At 42.1% G+C, this 16415-nt stretch carries 18 protein-coding genes; 7 read left to right on the plus strand and 11 right to left on the minus strand.

The window, feature by feature from the left end:
• Positions 1 to 2 precede the first annotated feature (2 nt).
• From rsxD to AC0VYA_RS15085, 6 genes are all read left to right on the plus strand, one after another.
• A complete protein-coding gene (rsxD, locus tag AC0VYA_RS15060) occupies positions 3 to 1076 on the plus strand; it encodes an electron transport complex subunit RsxD (protein ID WP_011575728.1) in 1074 nt (357 codons plus the stop codon).
• Positions 1073 to 1720 (plus strand): electron transport complex subunit RsxG, encoded by a 648-nt coding sequence (gene rsxG / locus AC0VYA_RS15065; protein ID WP_473475090.1) that lies wholly within the window; start codon positions 1073 to 1075, stop codon positions 1718 to 1720. Before rsxD ends, rsxG begins: the two co-directional genes overlap by 4 nt.
• A gap of 6 nt (positions 1721 to 1726) precedes the next feature.
• On the plus strand, positions 1727 to 2425 hold the full coding sequence (locus tag AC0VYA_RS15070; protein ID WP_475488821.1) for an electron transport complex subunit E: 699 nt from the start codon (positions 1727 to 1729) through the stop codon (positions 2423 to 2425).
• 34 nt (positions 2426 to 2459) lie between these two features.
• A complete protein-coding gene (nth, locus tag AC0VYA_RS15075) occupies positions 2460 to 3098 on the plus strand; it encodes an endonuclease III (protein ID WP_475488822.1) in 639 nt (212 codons plus the stop codon).
• A gap of 33 nt (positions 3099 to 3131) precedes the next feature.
• Positions 3132 to 3326 carry a YwbE family protein gene (locus AC0VYA_RS15080; RefSeq protein ID WP_006993653.1) on the plus strand — a complete coding sequence of 65 codons (195 nt, stop codon included), beginning with the start codon at positions 3132 to 3134 and terminating at the stop codon, positions 3324 to 3326.
• Positions 3327 to 3399: 73 nt separating this feature from the next.
• A complete protein-coding gene (locus AC0VYA_RS15085) occupies positions 3400 to 4152 on the plus strand; it encodes a TSUP family transporter (protein ID WP_473475098.1) in 753 nt (250 codons plus the stop codon).
• A 78-nt stretch (positions 4153 to 4230) separates the two neighbouring features.
• Here AC0VYA_RS15085 and AC0VYA_RS15090 read toward each other — a convergent pair whose 3' ends face one another.
• The 9 genes from AC0VYA_RS15090 to AC0VYA_RS15130 form a co-directional block, all read right to left on the minus strand.
• Positions 4231 to 4737 (minus strand): DUF3087 family protein, encoded by a 507-nt coding sequence (locus AC0VYA_RS15090; RefSeq protein WP_473475100.1) that lies wholly within the window; start codon positions 4735 to 4737, stop codon positions 4231 to 4233.
• 61 nt (positions 4738 to 4798) lie between these two features.
• Complete coding sequence (locus AC0VYA_RS15095; RefSeq protein ID WP_475488823.1) at positions 4799 to 6304, minus strand: Hsp70 family protein; 1506 nt, start codon at positions 6302 to 6304, stop codon at positions 4799 to 4801.
• Positions 6305 to 6577: 273 nt separating this feature from the next.
• Positions 6578 to 7360 (minus strand): hypothetical protein, encoded by a 783-nt coding sequence (locus tag AC0VYA_RS15100; protein WP_475488824.1) that lies wholly within the window; start codon positions 7358 to 7360, stop codon positions 6578 to 6580.
• Between the two features lie 198 nt (positions 7361 to 7558).
• The gene (locus tag AC0VYA_RS15105; RefSeq protein WP_475488825.1) at positions 7559 to 8818 is read right to left on the minus strand and encodes a tetratricopeptide repeat protein; all 1260 of its coding nucleotides are present in this window, start codon (positions 8816 to 8818) and stop codon (positions 7559 to 7561) included.
• Positions 8818 to 9432, minus strand: coding sequence for an energy transducer TonB (locus AC0VYA_RS15110; RefSeq protein WP_006993659.1), 615 nt, complete (start codon positions 9430 to 9432; stop codon positions 8818 to 8820). Before AC0VYA_RS15110 ends, AC0VYA_RS15105 begins: the two co-directional genes overlap by 1 nt.
• A gap of 1 nt (position 9433) precedes the next feature.
• Entirely contained in the window at positions 9434 to 9835 is a 402-nt protein-coding gene (locus AC0VYA_RS15115; RefSeq protein ID WP_011575745.1) for an ExbD/TolR family protein, read from the minus strand.
• A 12-nt stretch (positions 9836 to 9847) separates the two neighbouring features.
• Positions 9848 to 10372, minus strand: a complete 525-nt coding sequence (locus AC0VYA_RS15120; protein ID WP_006993661.1) for a MotA/TolQ/ExbB proton channel family protein — start codon at positions 10370 to 10372, stop codon at positions 9848 to 9850.
• 1 nt (position 10373) lies between these two features.
• On the minus strand, positions 10374 to 11747 hold the full coding sequence (locus tag AC0VYA_RS15125; RefSeq protein ID WP_475488826.1) for a MotA/TolQ/ExbB proton channel family protein: 1374 nt from the start codon (positions 11745 to 11747) through the stop codon (positions 10374 to 10376).
• Positions 11748 to 11752: 5 nt separating this feature from the next.
• On the minus strand, positions 11753 to 12517 hold the full coding sequence (locus AC0VYA_RS15130) for a DUF3450 domain-containing protein (RefSeq protein WP_011575747.1): 765 nt from the start codon (positions 12515 to 12517) through the stop codon (positions 11753 to 11755).
• Between the two features lie 530 nt (positions 12518 to 13047).
• Between AC0VYA_RS15130 and AC0VYA_RS15135 the strand changes: the two genes are divergently transcribed.
• Positions 13048 to 14010 carry a class I SAM-dependent methyltransferase gene (locus AC0VYA_RS15135; RefSeq protein WP_475488827.1) on the plus strand — a complete coding sequence of 321 codons (963 nt, stop codon included), beginning with the start codon at positions 13048 to 13050 and terminating at the stop codon, positions 14008 to 14010.
• 348 nt (positions 14011 to 14358) lie between these two features.
• On the opposite strand, the gene AC0VYA_RS15140 is transcribed toward AC0VYA_RS15135, so the two are convergent.
• Both AC0VYA_RS15140 and AC0VYA_RS15145 read right to left on the minus strand, forming a co-directional pair.
• Positions 14359 to 14631, minus strand: a complete 273-nt coding sequence (locus AC0VYA_RS15140; protein ID WP_475488828.1) for a hypothetical protein — start codon at positions 14629 to 14631, stop codon at positions 14359 to 14361.
• A gap of 109 nt (positions 14632 to 14740) precedes the next feature.
• A complete protein-coding gene (locus AC0VYA_RS15145) occupies positions 14741 to 16387 on the minus strand; it encodes a tetratricopeptide repeat-containing sulfotransferase family protein (protein WP_475488829.1) in 1647 nt (548 codons plus the stop codon).
• Between the last annotated feature and the right edge of the window lie 28 nt (positions 16388 to 16415).

Genomic DNA, 16415 nt, shown 5'->3' on the forward strand with positions numbered 1-16415 from the left:
CAATGAATTATAAACTAGCCAGTTCACCTCATCAGCATGTGCGACGCAACACCGGTCAGGTTATGCGCATGGTGATTTATGCATTAATACCAGGCATTCTACTACAAACTTGGTTTTTCGGTTTCGGGGTGTTGGTGCAAATAGCACTCGCGGTAATAACGGCGGTTGTCACTGAAGCGACAATATTAGAAATGCGTAAGCGCAACTTCGAGCGCGCTATCAAAGATTACAGCGCGATATTAACCGCTATTCTGTTGGCTATCAGCATTCCACCTTTTGCTCCTTGGTGGGTGATTGTCATCGGCACGTTCTTCGCGATTGCCATGGTTAAGCAATTATACGGCGGGCTGGGTTTCAATGTCTTTAATCCGGCAATGGCGGCGTACGTCATGTTGTTGGTGTCATTTCCGGTACAAATGACCCAGTGGCTACCTGCGCAAAGTCTCACCGCGCATCAACCCGGCCTTATCGACGCTATCTATGCAGTCTTTACTGGCTTTAGTGCCGATGGTTTTAGCCTAGCTCAGCTGCAAGGCGCTGCAGATGGTCATACCATGGCAACGCCTCTTGATGCCATTAAAACAGGACTTGCCCAGGGCTTAACTTATGAAGAAGGACTCCAGTCGGCCATTTTTGATGGCAGTTTAGGCATTGGGTGGTGGTGGGTTAGCACTGGATACCTGCTTGGTGGCTTATATCTGATACGCGCTAAGATCATCAATTGGCATATTCCAGGCGGCATGCTTGCAGGCGCGGCTCTATGTGCCGGTGTAATGTTTCTAGTGGATGCAGACCGATTTGCGTCTCCGTTATTCCATATTTTTAACGGTAGTTTGATCCTCGGTGCATTTTTTATCGCGACAGATCCTGTATCCGCGTCAACCACCAATAAAGGGCGTATTATTTTTGGCGCTGCCATTGGGTTTTGGGTGTATGTGATCCGCACATGGGGCGGTTATCCTGACGCAATTGCCTTTTCTGTTTTAATCATGAATATGGCAGTACCGCTCATTGATTATTACACCCGCCCACGCACTTATGGCCATACAAAACGCACTAAGGGAGAGCCAAAATGAAGCAGGTTATTGCCAAAAATGGGCTGATCCTAAGTTTGTTTGCAATTATTACCAGCGGCTTGATTGCCCTCACCTATTTCGGAACACAAGAACAAATAGAGCTACAACGTCAACAAACGTTGTTGGCGATCCTAGATGAACTTGTTCCAAGGGGTAGTTACGATAACCTGATGCAGCATGACTGTGTGCTAGTCACCTCACAGGCATACCTTGGCAGCAACAGTCCGCAGCATATTTATCGGGCAACCAGAGCTGGCGAGCCAGTTGCAGCAGTCATCGAAGCCACTGCTCCCAATGGGTATAGCGGGCGTATTGAGCTCGTGGTGGGGTTGTCAGGGGATGCAACCGTATCTGGTGTAAGAGTGATAGACCACAAAGAGACACCAGGCCTAGGTGACAAAATTGACTTACGTATCAGTGATTGGGTTTTGGGCTTTAACAATCAGCAACTGACAGAAGACAATGCATCCAACTGGGCCGTAAAAAAAGACGGTGGTCAGTTTGATCAGTTCACCGGTGCAACCATTACCCCGCGGGCAGTAGTAAGTGCCGTTAAAAATACCGCGCTGTATTATCAAGCTAACAAAGAGGCGATTTTTTCTGCCAGCAACGAATGTCGCAGCCAACTTGCATCACAAGGGTAAAATAGAATGAATGAATTCAAACAGTTAAGTTGGCAAGGCCTGTGGAAGAATAACCCGGCCCTAGTACAACTACTTGGTTTGTGCCCGCTACTTGCCGTTACTGCGACCGTTACCAACGGTCTAGGTCTAGGCTTAGCCACGACCTTGGTCTTGATTGGCTCAAACGCGACCGTATCGATTATTCGTAACCTAGTGCCAAATGAAATCCGAATTCCTATTTTTGTCATGATTATTGCCGCGTTTGTCACTGTCGTGCAGCTTTTAATGAATGCCTACACGTACGAGTTGTATCAGGCGCTTGGTATATTCATTCCTCTTATTGTGACCAACTGTGCAATTATCGGCCGAGCTGAAGCTTATGCCTCTAAAAACCCTATTGGCTATGCCGCATTCGACGGGTTGATGATGGGGCTCGGGTTTAGTGTGGTGCTTGTGCTTTTGGGGGCAATGCGTGAACTGCTTGGCTACGGTACTTTATTTGCCGGAGCTAACCTGCTGTTAGGCGATTGGGCAACCAGTTTAAAAGTGACGATTTTCACTACAGATTCCCCCTTCTTACTTGCCATTTTACCTCCAGGGGCATTCTTAGGTATGGGGTTACTGATCGCCGCTAAGAACATACTTGATAAGCGTTTTGAACGTATGTTTGCAGCCAAACAAGAAGCCAAAGTCGTTCAGCGTGCTCGTGTCACTGCTGAAACCTAAGCAAGATTTGACGAATACAGGACATTACTCGTAGATGAACCAACAGAAACGTGTAGAGATGTTAACGAGGTGGCGTGATGCTAACCCGCACCCTACAACTGAATTGAACTTCACAAGTCCCTTCGAGCTACTGATTGCCGTTTTGCTCTCAGCTCAGGCGACCGACGTGAGCGTTAATAAAGCCATGGCCAAGATGTTCCCTGTAGCCAATACACCTGAAGCTGTTTACGCCCTTGGCGTGGATGGCGTAAAAGAGTTCATTAAAACCATTGGGCTGTTTAATACCAAAGCCGTGAATGTGATCAAAACCTGCAAGATGCTTATCGAGCAACATAACAGCGTGGTTCCAGAGGACCGCGCAGCCCTTGAGGCATTACCTGGCGTTGGTCGCAAAACAGCAAACGTAGTTTTAAATACGGCCTTTGGCTGGCCGACAATTGCGGTAGATACCCATATTGACCGCGTATCGAATCGCACCAAGTTCGCCATGGGCAAAAACGTTGATCAAGTTGAGCAGAAACTATTAAAAGTCGTACCCGCTGAATTTAAAGTGGACGTGCACCACTGGCTAATACTCCACGGACGTTACACCTGCATCGCTCGTAAACCACGTTGCGGTAGCTGTATAGTAGAAGATTTATGTGAGTTTAAAGAGAAAACTTCAGACGAATGATCTCCTTAGTTTTAACGCGAGAAGGAACAAACAATGGACGGCACTAAACGTGCGAACGTAAAAATAGGGGCTGAGGTGTCAGTTGTGCTAAAAGAGCATCAGCGCTCTGGTGAATTAACACAGGGGACCGTTGCAAGGCTTCTGACTAACTCCCCTAACCACCCCCATGGTATTAAAGTAAGGCTCGAAGACGGTCAAGTGGGCCGGGTTAAGGTTATTCACAATTAAACTATCACTGCAAAGAAGCACCTCCTTAAAGGGTCAGCCATTTCGCTTACCTGGGTACGAATAGCGACTGCTAATGTTTGATTTATTCTCGTATTCATTGACCTACTCCACTGCGGGCATGCTACTGCTTACGGCTTTTCTAATAGGCATGTCAAAAACCGGTGTCGGTGGCGTCGCTTTATTTACTATTCCAATTATGGCTATCATTTTTGGCGGCAAAGACTCGTCAGGCTTGATGTTACCTTTGCTTGTCATGGCTGATTTATTTGCCGTTACCTATTACCGAAGGCATGTCAATTGGTCTTATTTGATGAAGTTGTTTCCCTCAGCGGCGGTGGGGGTTGTTTTAGCCACTTTAATAGGCAGTTATATAGACGATCAGCTATTTCGCGTCGTGATGGGGGGTATTATCTTTGTCAGCCTAGCCATCATGTTGTGGATGGAAACCGCCAACAAAGAGACTATCCCTGATTACATGTGGTTTGCCGTATTGATGGGGTTGCTAGGTGGCTTCACCAGTATGATTGGTAATTTGGCGGCCGCTGTCATGGCGCTTTACTTACTTAGCATGCGCTTACCGAAAAACGAATACATTGGCACTGGAGCATGGTTCTTTCTTGCAGTGAACGTGTTTAAGGTACCCTTCCATATTTTCAGCTGGCACACCATTTCTCTCAATTCATTTTCGTTGAACTTGGCCTTGCTGCCTTTTATTGCGATCGGGGCGTTCGTTGGCATCAAGATAGTGAGATACATACCAGAGAAGCAGTATCGTTGGTTAATATTGGCCGCTACAGGTGCTGCAGCCGTTATGATGGTCGTATAGCTGGCGCTATGACATTGCCATCAAACTTACGTTTTGAAAACCTGTTGCGGGGAAGAGTTAGCCCCCCTCTGGTTTGGGTCAAAATTCCTTCAAGAGTGAATCGTTGTAGTCTTCTACATGCAGAGTGAGTTGGTACTGTGAAATTAGTGCATCTAGCTTGGCTTGCTCTATCATTAATTCTTCCATCACAATGGTATTGTCGTCTAATTCCCACAATAAACGCGAGCCAGAGTAGCTATACTGCAATGCAATCATGGCATTAAGGTTACCTTTTGCCGCTGCAGCTTTAAGTTTAGGTAGCTTGCGATTAATTTTGTTGAGCGTTTTTTTCAGTTCCCAAACATAGGTAACTTCAGTCATAAAGTCGTGATGGCGATATTTGTTTAATAACCAACCAATGGTGACGCTAGATACGATGACACCGAGTAGATTCCAATGAAAGTGGCTGCCGCTTTGATCCGGAAATAGTGCAATCAATAGCTGTGAAATGCCCAAGCTACCAGCAGCTAATCCAAAAATACACATACCAATAACCCAGTTCAAGTGGCGACGGTAACGCTCTTTGTTAACGTTGATCAGTTGCATAACAGCTCTTTTTTGGAGATCAGTAGATACATCGACGAATTACGCTTCAACTTAACCTCTATCATGCAGTCAATTTAGCTGCTTGGATGGCTAACCCTTCGCACACTGAGTTAAACGCATCTCCCTGCATTAAAGGTAAGTGCGGTAACATAACCTCTCCTAATTCTTTTCTTACAATCGGAGATAAACTCATACCACCCGTAATAAAGAGCATCTCTGGCTCTTGTGCACTATTTTGCAGACACTCCTTAACCAATCCCTTTACGCGAGACAGCCAAGGCTGCATAGAGCTTTTTAGCGCCTCTATATCGATATTGACATCGTAATCTTGCTCAACATAATGCAGAGGTAAGGTAATGCTGTCTTTTGATGAGAGCATTTCTTTTGCCAAACGAGATGAATTAACCAGCCGCGCAGAAAGCTTATCCTCCTGAACCGTGAGTAATCGCGCTAGGAGCTTTGGCTCTTTCACATCTGATTTGGTTTGTGCGATAGCTAACCAGTATTCTTCAGAAAAGAAATGATTTAACTTTGGAATATCATCTACTGCGCACATATCAGAGTAATAGGTAGGCGGTACCGGTAACCCATTACGCATCAATAAGCCACGCCCCATTGTGGGTGCAATACTCTTTATTATGAGATTTTTATCACACTCCATTCCACCTAAGCGCGCCCCCGTCACTGATAGTACGTCTTGCTGACGGTCAAGGTTTATCTGCTTATCGGGTGATAACGTGATACAACAGATATCGGTAGTACCTCCTCCAATATCGGCCACCAACACATTGGTTTGTTTATCGAGGGTACGCTCAATTTGATAAGCAGCAGCAATAGGCTCCTCTAAAAACTCAACATGTAAGAAGCCAGCCTGTTGAGCGGCCTGGGTCATAATCTCTATCGCTTGCTCATTTCCCTCTTGACCGCGAGTACCATGGAACTTTACTGGACGTCCTATTACAGCAATATCGACGGTCATGTTGAGCTGATCTTGAGCGCTTAAACGAAAGAATTCTAGCTGCTTGGCAATAAGACCGACAAAAGCGTGCTGCTGCCCTGCCACCAAATTTGCACCTAAGAAATTCTTAGGTGAGTAAATCAAACGCCCCTTATCAGGTGTTTGCAGATAACGTCTGAACCCCTCTTCGCCAAAGGCAAATTTACCCGTTTCTACGAGCTGTTTTAACGGCAGATCTTGCACCGTCATATCTTTAAGTAATATTTCTATTGCGCGACGTTGCAGCTCAGGCAAGTTGTGAAATTCCACTCGAAGGGAATCAATTCGATCGCTGTAACGCTGCTGTTCTTTTGGATCAGGGGCTTCGTAATAGCCGTCCTTCGCTTTGTCGATTTGCTCACTAATAGCACGTTTTATTTGCGCTACTTTCGCTTCAATCATCGAGACAGGAGGAGTAGGTAATTCATTCTCGTAATAGATAAAGACAGACGAACGGATTTTATGCGCACCTTCTAGATCCGCATCCAGTTTTATGAAGTGATGTTGTTTTCCGTCAAAATAAGAGACCTCTGAATTTGAGGTTCCGTAATCAATACCTATCGCTGCCATATCTGCTGTACGTTATCCACTGTTAGTTATTCGAAGACAAAGCGCAGGAGTGTAAAGTAAAAATATTATTTCTTCATTAAATGTTTTGATTGCTGCCACAGCAAATAGGATAAATAGCCTTATGAATCCACATAATTACCGCTTTACAGGGTAATAAGATGCATAGGCTGAATTAGTTAAGGTCAAATTATATGACCCTGTAACAGAGCAGTTTAATTACTTAGTTGGCGTACACTAAACAATAATAAACTGCCCTGAGGGGTAATGAGCAGTCTAATTGAATAAGCCTTTGAGCTTATCACCCGCCTTATCTAGCAACTTCTCTTTTTGCTTTTCAAGTTCTTCATTTACTTTCTTTTTAGCTTCCTCTGCTAACCGCTTCTTTGCTTCAGACTTAGCAGCTGCCATGACATTATCGAGCATACTCTTTACTACGGCTGCACCGACTTGATCAGCAGGCATACCACTAGGTTCCCCAATAGGTCCCGCATTGAATGTCGGTAAAGTGACTTCGTAGGCTTTAGTTTTAAGCGCTAAGTCTCCTGTAGAAAGTTGCTCAAAATTTAACTTCAGGCGTACGTTACTCACAGTTACGTTTTCAACAATGACCAACGGATTAGCCCCGCCGGTCGTTTCAGGTTCAGCCTTACTTTCTGTGTTTGAAAGTTTACTTTCTACGTTATTTTTTAATACAAGTAGATTCCCCTTACCGCTTGCATCGACTTCATACAATACTTCTGGCGCATTCACTTTAATAGTTTGTACCACGTAAGGCTCGCTGAGTACCTCACCGATATCAAGGGTGATATCTCCTAGGCTAAACGCATTTTCATCACTAAAACCCTGTGGGTTTTTTACGTTTAAGCCACCAATGCTCATGCGGCCATCTGCAAGCGCTAATTCAACTTTCGCAACGGAAACTCTAGTACCAAGAAAGTCACTCCCCTGCTCCTCTATTTGGGTACGAATGAAATCCCCCGCAGCACTGAGTAGGTACCAAGCTACGCCTACGGCAAGCAATAATAATAAAACTAAAAATCCTAATCCTTTTTTCATAATATCCTCTTTAAATTATTCATCTTCAATTCGTAGTCTATCAGAACTCCTAAACTATCAGATATTCGCCTAATGTATAACGCACTGATCAAGTAGATAAGTCTCGAGATAAAAGACATCAATAGACAAATAAACGGGCTTTAGAAACGAAAAAGGCTCCACAAAGGAGCCTTTTTAACCAACTACTATCTAGTATGACTAGAGCGTAATACCGCGATTCTTCGCTTTCTCTTTTATATAAGGTTCCCAACTTCTCGCACTGCGTGAAGTTGATTTGTCCTTTTTGGCTTCTAAGACGTGCTTGTAAGCACTTCTGTATTTGCCTGTATAAAAGTTCGCTTCCATCATGGCCATATGAATACGACCGCGATCATCTGCGCCCTCATCCAATGCCTTTTGAAGGGCAGCAAGTGCATCACTGTACTTTTCAGCCGTTAGCAATAACGTACCTTGTTTGCGATAAAGGTCAGGGTCTGAATTTATCTTAGCAGCTTCGCCATAGTACTTGGCAGCTTTCAGATGATTCTTAGCCTGATGCCAAGAGTTCGCAAGATTAGTTAGTGCTTTATCATCACGTTTGATCAAACCACTTTCAACGTTCTTTTCGAATACCACAGCGGCTTTGTAAGGGATCTCATTAGTTGCGTACAACTGAGTCAATGCCTTAATTTCCGCTGCTTTCGTCAAGTAACCTTGGTCGTAAGCCATTTCGAACGTAGACAAACCTTTCTTATAGTCTTCAACTAACATGTAGAAGAAACCAAGCTGCGTCCAATTCGCCTTGTTGTCAGGAAAGATTTTCACCATTTCCTCAGCGACTTCCACAGTTTCTTTATACATCTTACGACTATAATAAGAGGTCAACTTCAATGCATATGCATTTTTGTTGGGCTTATCATCCAGTGCGATAGACTTATTCAGAGGCGAAATCATATCTGCATATGCTTTCGTCTCATACAGCGCTTGCCCCATACGAAGATACACATCAGCATCTTCTTTACAGGTAAAGTCCATCCACTCTTGATAACGCTTAACAGCTTGTTCATAACGCTTTTCTTGCATGTTCAGATCTGCAATTAAACGTAAGGTACCAGCTTGTTCAGTGTCATTGAGCGCCTTAGCGTTTACTGACTTTTCCAAATATTCTAAGGCCTTGGGGCCAGATTCAGATTTAGTCGCTAACAAGTTACCGATAAATCTGTCTGTAAAAGCACGGTCAAAAGTCTGCGACGTATCAATGTCATACAAAATAGACAGGGCTTCATCAACCAAATCTTCGTTGTATGCTTCGAACGCTTTTTGAACTTTTTTACCGGTTCTCTCACTAGGAATATTTGTAGGGCCACGTTTGTAACCAGGACAAACAATCGCTGCGGACTGAGCACTAACGAAACTGGAACTTAATGTAGAAGCAGCAAACGTTGCGCCAACCAACAATGTTTTAAAATATTTATTCATTATGATTGATCCAACTTAAAGTCTAACTGAACTTTCATACCGAACTGCTTCATAGGCTTACCGTCTTCAACCTTAGGCTTATACTTCCACTTTCTCAGTGCACGTTTAGCTTCACGGTCAAATACACGCTTAGGATCAGCTTCGATAACGTCGACATCTTCAACACCACCAACTTCGTTAATGGTGAAAGACAGTTTAACCCACCCTTCTTTGCCATCACGAGCAGCCTGTGCAGGATACTTAGGTTCAATTCGAACGATAGGTGTTGCATCGCCATCTCGTTGCATTGCACCAACACCACCGATGTCAACTGAAGCTCCACCAATATCGACAGCTGGCATATTAAAACTCAAGCCATCAGTATTAGCATCTGCTGTATCCGGCTCAACTGGCTCCAATTTAGGAGGCTGCTGGGGCGGAGGCGGAGGCGGAGGCGGTACACGAGTTCTAGTTTGAGTAGAATCATCCGGTGTAGACATAACAATATCAATTACAGGCGCAGGTGGTACCTTATCTGCTGGACGTGACGAGTTAGCAATTAACTTGGCCATGACAACAAATAATACAAACGCGATTACCCCACCAAGGAGTACAGAAACAATTAAACGTCCCATATTAGTTCCCCTTCGCAGCAATAGAAATGCGATCTATACCTGCAGCTTTGATTTGATCCATTACGTCGATCACCACACCATGTTCTGCATTTTCGTCAGCTTGAACTATTACAACATCTGAAGGCTGTTCAGCCATCAGGCGCTCTAAATTAGCACGAACACTGTCAACATCAATTTCACGCTTATCCATCCAGACGTCACCGTCTTCAGTAATTGCGATAAAGATGTTGGCATTCTTGGGCATAATCGCTTGCGTAGCACCAGGTTTGTTAACCTCGATGCCCGCTTCTTTAACGAAAACAGTCGTTACAATAAAGAAGATCAGCATGATAAACACGATGTCCAACATCGGCGTCATGTCTATCGCAGCATCTTCTTCTTCAACACGTACTTTGCGAGCCATAAATTCCTCTCTCTAATGATGGGGCAAACTGTCAACTAACTTTTCTTTAGCCATTTTTACTTTCGCCTCAAGACGAGAACTAAAAAATACGCCAGATAAAGCAGCGACCATCCCAGCCATCGTTGGAATCGTAGCCATTGAAATACCAGCAGCCATCAGGCGCGGATTGCTTGTGCCTTGTGTTGCCATTGTTTCGAAAACGCCGATCATTCCGGTAACCGTTCCTAAAAGACCGATTAGTGGACACATTGCAACAAGAGTTTTAATCAACAACATTCTTGCACTAAGTCCATCGGATGCTTGCGAAATCCATGCGTCACGGATTCTATGCGCATACCAAGAGGTAGTATCTTCTCGAGCATCCCAATTAGAGACAATTTCTTTTCTCATTTTAGGGAATACGGAAGCTAAGTACCAATAACGCTCTATCATCAAAACCCACATTAAGAAGAGCGCTAGGGCGACAACGTATAAAACGTCACCGCCGGCAGCGATAAAGTCCCTGACAGACTCCCATAGTTCTATCAGGTATAACATCTTAGGCTTTCTCCGACTCAGCGTGTGCCGCAATAATACCGGCAGTTTGCTCATCTAGAATATGAACGATTGACTTACTACGACCAGCAACGATGCTGTGCATAAGAATCAGTGGCAATGCCGCAATAATACCTTGAGCAGTTGTTACCAACGCCATAGATATACTACCGGCCATCAATCTTGGGTCGCCCGTACCGAACAAAGTAATTTGTTGGAACGTTGCAATCATACCTAGTACCGTACCTAACAAACCAAGTACCGTACCTAACAAACCAAGTAACGGAGCGATTGCTGCGAAAATCTTGATGATGTTAATACCGCTTTCAATCTTAGGTAGTTCTTTAAGGATTGCTTCATCAAGTTTCAATTCAAGATTCTCAGCATCAGTTGCTTTGTTATCTTTGTAAACTTGAAGGATACGACCAAGAGGGTTGCCATTTGAAGGGTTACCAGTGTTGTTTAACTGAGAACGCATTTTGCCGCTGATAATAGTCAGAGTAATAATCTTATAAAGACCAATAAGAAGACCAAGAATCAACATTGCTGTAATAACGTAACCCACTACACCACCAGCATGGTAACGCTCAGACATAGTTGCTTTTTCTTTAAGCAAGCCAAGAATACCGCCACGTGATGGATCTGCGTAGAAAGGCACTAAGCCAGATGTAGCTGATAGCAAATCTTGCGCTGAGCTAACTAGGTAACCGTCAGGTTGACGACCTAGAGGCTGAACGATTTCGTTTTGATCATCATATACCAAGTAACCTTGGTCACCAATCAAGTTAAACGTACCTACACGTACAACTTCTTGTGTAGTAGAACCACCATCCAAGCTGATAACTTCAGTTTGAAAACGTGATACTTGACCTGATTCAGTCATCTCAGTTTGAAGTGCGAACCATAAGTCTTCTAATTCCTGAATATTCGGAAGACCTTTAGACTCTTCTGACATGCTCTTCAAGAACTCGCCACGACCTGGGAATTCAGCACTTACGATAGACGTTGAAATCTGACCGAATGCTTCAGAAGATGCTTGACGAACAACACCAAACATTTCACCAAGGGTACCGGTTGCTTGATTAAGCTCCTGCTCTTTCTCTGCAAGGGCTACTTCATTGTCTGAATATTTCTTGGCAAGGTTATCACCACGAGTCTGTTCAGCTTTAAGAGCAGATTGCGCTTTTCTCAAAAGAGCCTGTTTATCGGCACGTGCAGATTGGAATTCTGCTTCACGTTCTTTATTGATACGAGCTTCAGAAACTCGATTTTTCTTAACTTCTTGCAGTAAGTCTTCTAGAGACGTAGCCGCATGCACTGAGGATGCGAATAAAGCTACCGATGCCGCAGCTAATACTGATTTATAGATTGTTTTCATCGATATTACTCCGCAGCTTTAATGGGTAGTTTGATTAGGTCAGCTGGCACGAGTTTGTTGGCCATACGAACAGCCGTTACAACAGAGCTTAGGTATTCATCACCTAATTTCTGCCAAGCTCTCGCGTCATTATCCCACACCCAAGCGTTTTTCTGATCCAAAGAAAGTGCTGCCAAAACAGTACGACCTAGGTTAAAGAAATCTACCGTAATTTCAGTTCCTTCGAAATCAAGTTTACCTTGATATGCACGAATGTTCTGACCATATTGGTTTTCGATTTGGTAAGCTTCAATTACCTGACGGAACTGTTCAGACGTAGTTACGTTTGAATTAGCCATAACGTCACGAAGACGCTCAACACGAGCACGACGTTCTTCAAGGTTAATTGGAATATCAAGTTCAATGAATTGCTCTAAACTATCGATCATTCTGAACATCAATGGAACAACACCACGTTTAACACCTTCAATACCGTCAATTTGACGTTGAAGAGAATCGATACCGCGCTGCTGGTCTGCAACCAAAGTTGCTAGATAGTCGTTATAAACTTTAAGGTTTTCTGTTTCATCAACAACTTGGCGATATTCAGAAAAGATGTCTAACGATTGCTCGTATAGTTTGTTAATTTTTTCTTGAGACTTCGCTGCATCCACGTGAATCTTTGACTCTTCTTTATGAAGATCATTCAACGGGTCTGCAGAGACAACAGCACTACTACCGAGTGCTAGTGCACCGATAACGGTAGAAGCAATAAGGTTTCTCTTGCTCATTTTGGACATAATTCCCAACCAATTTTCTTGTTTTGGATCCTCGCCGACGGGTAAAAAAACGTCGCAAGGGGCTTCTAAGCTTTATAAGTTATAGGGGCTTAGCATTAATGGAATTTAACACTAAGACTTCAAGATATTCACATGGAACCCTGCGAATTGTCAAGGTGACACATTCATATTAAGCGACAAAGTAGCTGAACTAAATGCATAGAGATTTCACTGTTTTTCATTGTTCTTACTCAAATTTCGAACAAAACTGGCTTTACATGACCGAACGAGATTATTTTTTATACAATGTAAGTACTAACAGTTATAAAAATAAGAAAACTTGATACTTAAATGAATACCTATGAATTTTCCGTATTGTAATATAAATAAAATTTTTAGACTTAAAAGAACCTACATTTTCTCTAAGACTTAATTAAATCATCAACCGCTAGAGGTGAGCGTCTGCCGTGATACTTTTGTGAATACTAATGTCTGCTATAACGCACTATTATCCCGTGGATCATTCAATAATGGGATATATTATGGCTTCTGCTGTTCCCCTGAAATCACAACTGAACAACAATTCATGGAATAATCACTGGGGCAAAACGTCTGATGTCGCTGCTTATGATGCTAGTGCAACGCACGTAAAAACCCTAAACCATTTTTGGAAAAATAGGTTCAGTGCAATCTCGCTGGAGAGAAATAAGTTATTAGACATAGCCTCTGGTGGGGGAGCATTGCTTGAAACCTTGGTTAGACAAGACTGTATATTGCCTGAAAAACTGTCTGAATTTTACTCTGCAGACTTATCTTATTCTGCTTTACGCTCTGTTAAATCAAAATATCCACTTAGCAAAGTTTTGCAAACTAACTGTGCACAGCTCCCATTTAAAAATGAATCATTTAACTTCATCATAAGTCAATTTGGAATTGAGTACTGTGGACTCAGCGCATTTAAAGAATGCAGTCGTGTATTGCGTAAAGACGGTAGGTTTATTGCTATATGTCACTACCAAGATGGCGCTATTCAAGCCGAATGTAAGCGTAACTTAAAAGTCTTATATGCTTTCAGCGATATTGATTTTTTTGCACATGCTAGGCGTGCTTTTAACGCAAAAGATGACAAAATGTCTGGAGATTTTTCCATAAAAATTGATGCAAAATTTAGGAAGGCGCTTTATGACGTCTCTGATTTGGTAACGCGGCAACCATATGCAGCTGGGGGACAGTTACTTAGGCTACTTAACGACACGCGTTACATGTATGAAAATTTAACTCGGTTCGATACCTCTGCTGTGTTGCATTGGCTAACTAAAATGGAAGAAGAGTTAATCAATTATCAAGAAAGAATGATTTTGATGCTTCAAAGTTCACTTAATAATTTATCGTTGAACAAAGCAGTCGAAGCGTTTACAGCTAATGGGGTTAGAAACGTTAAAATCGATGTTTTGAGCGCTAATCGAAATTTTAAACCATTTGCTTGGGCAATTGAGATCTTCTAGTAATCGTTGTTGTGTAATTAAACCATGCTAAAGCAAAGCGTCAAACTTTTACAAAATCATACACGAGGTGTCTGTTAACACTTAATCCTTTTGGAGTTTTAATAATTTATCTACTTCGTCATTCAAATTGACTCTCCCCCCCCCCCAAGATCTTACTGCAGAGATTATGATGTTCTCTGCGAGACTACCTCGATGCTTAGCATGCGCTTGAGAATTTAAGGCAATCAAACTCTAACAAGAACGACCATTGATAGTTGCAAAGTATAAAGTTAATTTAGCTCGAACCTAATCAGAACTCCACGAAAATTACATGTGGTTACCTGTCAGATCAGGTCTGAGCTATTACTGTTAACTACCTTGTGCACCTACATTATTTCGAGCATCATTTAAGACTTTTTTCGCATCCTCTAGTTCTCTGGCTCTTTGAGCTGCAGTAGTACATCTCTTCACAGGAAAACGGCTTCCAGTCACCGTAACGTTTTTACAGCGTAAATCACCTGTGTTACTAGCTGCTGAAGCACTCTCTTGGTTTTCAGCCTCCACTTGGTCTGCGTTATTATTGGTACTGCAAGCTGAAACTAGTGCAATGCAACCAACAAAAATAATTTTTTTGAAAATCATGAATATTCCCTTTTAACTGTGACTTATATACTTAAGTCTATTATATTTGAGTTTCAATCTTATAATTTCCACGATCAAACAACAATCTACTTTTCAAATTAGTCTCATCCTATTGACCTGTAGAATTAAGACCTTCGAAAGCTTTAATATGATGTATTTCAGATTTGTAGTTTTGACTTCTCGAAACGCCCCTTTTTAGAGGTTTCCTAACTTGCCATATGCTAGCGGTCTTAACTAATCTATTACTGTTATAAAAGTTTAAGTAATCGTCATCCCAAACCAAATTGCAGTGTTCGAACACTTCAGTACACACCTCCATAGGAAAGTCAACTAGACGCTCATAGTCAGCTACGTAAATATCATCTGGGAAAAGATTCTGCCAATGGCGTAAAAGCTTTTTATATTCTTGATAATAGTGTGCAATGTACTCAAGTTTAACAGCGTATCCCAATGATGAATCCAACTGTTGAAAGTACACAGATAAGCAAGTATCTATGGCATTCCTATCAGTACAGATGATTTTAGCGTTTGGAAAAATAGCTTTAATTAAGCCAATATATTTAAAGTTATCTGGGCGTTTATCCACTACTAATCCATTCTGTATATTTGCCTTTGAGATAAGATTTCGATAATTTTCTGAAATTATTTTGAGCTCTGGTTTGCCTAAATTTGCAATGTCAGCTTCCAAATTTCGAATTGATTGGTGTAAAAAGTTAAGCTCTCCGCCCGGTACTACACGGGGATGTTCTGATAATAAGCTTTCAATTAAAGTTGAACCGCTTCTAAACATGCCACATACAAATATTGGAGCGAAATCATTATCAAGTTGATTTTTTTCGCGCCAAAGCTCAGTGAAATGTGAAAGAATTTTTATTGTTTCGTTTTCAGTCCGAATTGGTAAATATTTATCTACACGCCTGCTTCCTAGATCATTTGCAAGCGTAAAATAATAGAAAGCTTTAGGGTAATCTCTACCTACATCATGGCTATGACCTAAAGCAAAATAAGAAGCTTCTAATTCAATATTTGAAATATTTGTACTTGACCTTCTTAGGACAGATTCGAGCCTCTGAAGCTCTTCGCTACCTAACGCTTGATCACCTTTTAGATATAATAATCTTGTAAGTGCTTTAATATTGTCAGGTTCAAGGCTACAAATTTTCAAATACTGTTCAGCAGCTTGATTTTTTTCTCCTAGCTCTTCGTATACCCCCCCCAAATTATACATAGCGGGTAGATAACTTTTGTTAGCTTTCAGAGCTTTGAAATAATGTTCAATCGCATTATCAGCATCGTTAATTCCTGCGTATATCACTCCCATATTTAAATAAACTTCGCTTGGATTATCGATATTTAACGATAGCGCCACACGATAACTTTCTAATGCTCGATTAGGCTCACCGCATCTCTTTAAATATATAGCGAAGTTATATCTTGCATTTGCATAGTCAGGCCTTCTAGCAATTAACTTCTCGTAGCAGGATATGCCTTCCTTTATCATTCCCCTCTTGTAACAAAGTTCCGCCTTCTCGTAATAGAAACACGTTTTCTTATTATTGAGTTCAATAAGAATCTCAAGATATCGAAAAGTAAGTGCGTCATCTTTTCGCCTTTTTGATATCTCTAGGAGGATGATATGTAACGATTCTTTTTCAACATTTCCCTGCTTTAACAAGGCTAAACAACTCTCTTCCGCCTCGTCGAACTTGAGCGATTCAAATAAGCCAACTATTTTTTCCAATCCTACATTTTGCAAATCTATTCTCGTTTTAAAAACTCTAAAT

The sequence above is a fragment of the Paraglaciecola sp. QJM3NY_14 genome (genome assembly GCF_056173245.1).

Excerpts from the sequence above, each read along its gene's own strand:
- AC0VYA_RS15140 (WP_475488828.1), bottom strand. The coding sequence starts at position 14,631 with ATGATTTTCAAAAAAATTATTTTTGTTGGTTGCATTGCACTAGTTTCA.
- rsxD (WP_011575728.1), top strand. The coding sequence starts at position 3 with ATGAATTATAAACTAGCCAGTTCACCTCATCAGCATGTGCGACGCAAC.
- AC0VYA_RS15135 (WP_475488827.1), top strand. The coding sequence starts at position 13,048 with ATGGCTTCTGCTGTTCCCCTGAAATCACAACTGAACAACAATTCATGG.
- AC0VYA_RS15120 (WP_006993661.1), bottom strand. The coding sequence starts at position 10,372 with ATGTTATACCTGATAGAACTATGGGAGTCTGTCAGGGACTTTATCGCT.
- AC0VYA_RS15115 (WP_011575745.1), bottom strand. The coding sequence starts at position 9,835 with ATGGCTCGCAAAGTACGTGTTGAAGAAGAAGATGCTGCGATAGACATG.
- AC0VYA_RS15090 (WP_473475100.1), bottom strand. The coding sequence starts at position 4,737 with ATGCAACTGATCAACGTTAACAAAGAGCGTTACCGTCGCCACTTGAAC.
- AC0VYA_RS15085 (WP_473475098.1), top strand. The coding sequence starts at position 3,400 with ATGTTTGATTTATTCTCGTATTCATTGACCTACTCCACTGCGGGCATG.
- AC0VYA_RS15125 (WP_475488826.1), bottom strand. The coding sequence starts at position 11,747 with ATGAAAACAATCTATAAATCAGTATTAGCTGCGGCATCGGTAGCTTTA.
- AC0VYA_RS15095 (WP_475488823.1), bottom strand. The coding sequence starts at position 6,304 with ATGGCAGCGATAGGTATTGATTACGGAACCTCAAATTCAGAGGTCTCT.
- AC0VYA_RS15105 (WP_475488825.1), bottom strand. The coding sequence starts at position 8,818 with ATGAATAAATATTTTAAAACATTGTTGGTTGGCGCAACGTTTGCTGCT.
- rsxG (WP_473475090.1), top strand. The coding sequence starts at position 1,073 with ATGAAGCAGGTTATTGCCAAAAATGGGCTGATCCTAAGTTTGTTTGCA.
- AC0VYA_RS15080 (WP_006993653.1), top strand. The coding sequence starts at position 3,132 with ATGGACGGCACTAAACGTGCGAACGTAAAAATAGGGGCTGAGGTGTCA.
- AC0VYA_RS15110 (WP_006993659.1), bottom strand. The coding sequence starts at position 9,432 with ATGGGACGTTTAATTGTTTCTGTACTCCTTGGTGGGGTAATCGCGTTT.
- AC0VYA_RS15130 (WP_011575747.1), bottom strand. The coding sequence starts at position 12,517 with ATGAGCAAGAGAAACCTTATTGCTTCTACCGTTATCGGTGCACTAGCA.
- AC0VYA_RS15100 (WP_475488824.1), bottom strand. The coding sequence starts at position 7,360 with ATGAAAAAAGGATTAGGATTTTTAGTTTTATTATTATTGCTTGCCGTA.
- AC0VYA_RS15070 (WP_475488821.1), top strand. The coding sequence starts at position 1,727 with ATGAATGAATTCAAACAGTTAAGTTGGCAAGGCCTGTGGAAGAATAAC.
- nth (WP_475488822.1), top strand. The coding sequence starts at position 2,460 with ATGAACCAACAGAAACGTGTAGAGATGTTAACGAGGTGGCGTGATGCT.